A 1,864-nucleotide genomic window follows, 5' to 3' on the forward strand; every position below is an offset into this window, starting at 1 on the left:
GAGCAGCAAGTATAGCTAGATAGAAAATATTGCCATTAAGTGCCAGCAAAAAATTCGTTACTAACACTACAATCAACGATAGTGGAGCAAATGTCCATCTGAACATTCTATGAGATATGTATTGAAAGCTAAGCATCCCATATTTGAAAAAGTTAAGCAATGGCATAAAATAGGCTACCTCTCTCAAACCTCCTGCAGAGATTCTTACTTTACGCTTATATTCCTCTTCAATAGATGCTGAAGCCGTCTCAACCGCGTAGGCCTCTGGTTCATAAACTACCTTTAATCCATTTTTTGCAATGTTCATTGAGAGTCTAAAATCTTCGATAATTACATTTTTTGGCACTTCTTCATATAGGTCGGTTCTAATTGAAAATAGCTCTCCAGCAGCTCCAACTACAGTATTGAGCTCTGAATCCCATGCTTTCAGTTTACTTTCATATTTCCAGTATGCACCTTCAGTACCAGCCGCGCTTTCATCTGTTGATTCAACCCGCTTTTCTCCTGCAACACCTCCTACCTTTGGGTCTTGATAATGTCGGGCTATGTTATAAAGAGCAGCTTTGTTTAGCATAGTGTTCGCGTCACAAAATACTACTATAGGTGTTTTTATGGTTTTAATCACTCTATTTACTGCTGCATTCTTACCTCTTCTTTCAGGACTGTATGATAATTCTACTTCAGAATGTTTCTTGATGATTTCATTAGTGTTATCATCCGATCCATCGGTTACGAATAGTATAGTTAGCTTGTTAGTCGGATAATCAAGCTGGAGACAATTTTTTATTTTTTCTTCAATATAATCTTCTTCATTATAGCAAGGTATGACTAGGGTTAAAGCATGTAATTGATCTTCCTTAGGTCTAGGTGGCACAGTCCTGCCTTTGAGTCTTTTTAATTTTATTAGTAAAAAAAGGATTACCGGATACCCTAAATACGTATACAGGACGATGGAAACACCTATCCAAAAGAAGATTTCAGTCATAGTTTCAAAGCTATGTCAAAATTAGAAGGATATTTAAAAAAATGAATTTTAACATATAAAATATTAGATTTGCAAGTTGATATTTTATGTAAATCTTACATTTGTAGTTGTTGGTTGTCTATAATTAAAAAATAATTGTGAGGGCTTTTTTTATTATTCTTACTGCATTGCTGCTGGTCAATCCTGTTTTTGGGTTTGTTCCACCAAGCTTTACTACCACAACAGTACCTAATGGCGAGTATAAAAGTGCATACTATGTAGATATAAATGTTGAAGATTTGGATTTAGATCCAATATCTCTGGCATTAACTTCAGGTGTGTTGCCGGCTGGAATGTCTTTTCTGGATAACGGAAATGGTACTGGCACTGGCACGTTATCAGGTACACCAACAGAAACAGGGGATTTTACTTTTGAAATTACTGCTACAGCCAATGGTGAGTCTGTACTTCAATCATTTGACCTTACTATAGATAAGGCCACAGCAACAATAACGATCAGCAATACGACACAGGTTTATGATGGCAGTCCAAAGCCAATAACAGCGGTGGCGAGTGAGACAGTAGCAGGAATTGATGTGACATATGATCTATCGTCAACACCTCCAACAGATGCAGGCACCTATGCGATAGTGGCTACGATCAATGATCCGAATTATCAGGGTGTTAATGGCTCAGAAAGTTTGATCATTAATAAGGCCACAGCAACTATAACGATCAGCAATACGACACAGGTTTATGATGGCAGTCCAAAGCCAATAACAGCGGTGGCGAGTGAGACAGTAGCAGGAATTGATGTGACATATGATCTATCGTCAACACCTCCAACAAACGCAGGCACCTATGATATAATTGCTACGATCAATGATCCGAATTATCAGG

Annotated in this window: 2 protein-coding genes; one reads left to right on the top strand and one right to left on the bottom strand. The window is 37.7% G+C overall.

All coding sequences use genetic code 11. The features are described from left to right. On the bottom strand, window positions 1-874 hold an 874-nt coding region (locus tag E1140_RS00480), incomplete at its 3' end, for a glycosyltransferase family 2 protein (RefSeq protein WP_221412594.1). A 248-nt stretch (window positions 875-1,122) separates the two neighbouring features. Here E1140_RS00480 and E1140_RS00485 point away from each other — a divergent pair. Beyond that, window positions 1,123-1,864: MBG domain-containing protein (locus E1140_RS00485; RefSeq protein ID WP_185153327.1), on the top strand; the 742-nt coding region annotated here is incomplete at its 3' end.

Origin of the sequence: Fulvivirga lutimaris (assembly GCF_009711525.1) — a bacterium.
Lineage (GTDB): Bacteria > Bacteroidota > Bacteroidia > Cytophagales > Cyclobacteriaceae > Fulvivirga > Fulvivirga lutimaris.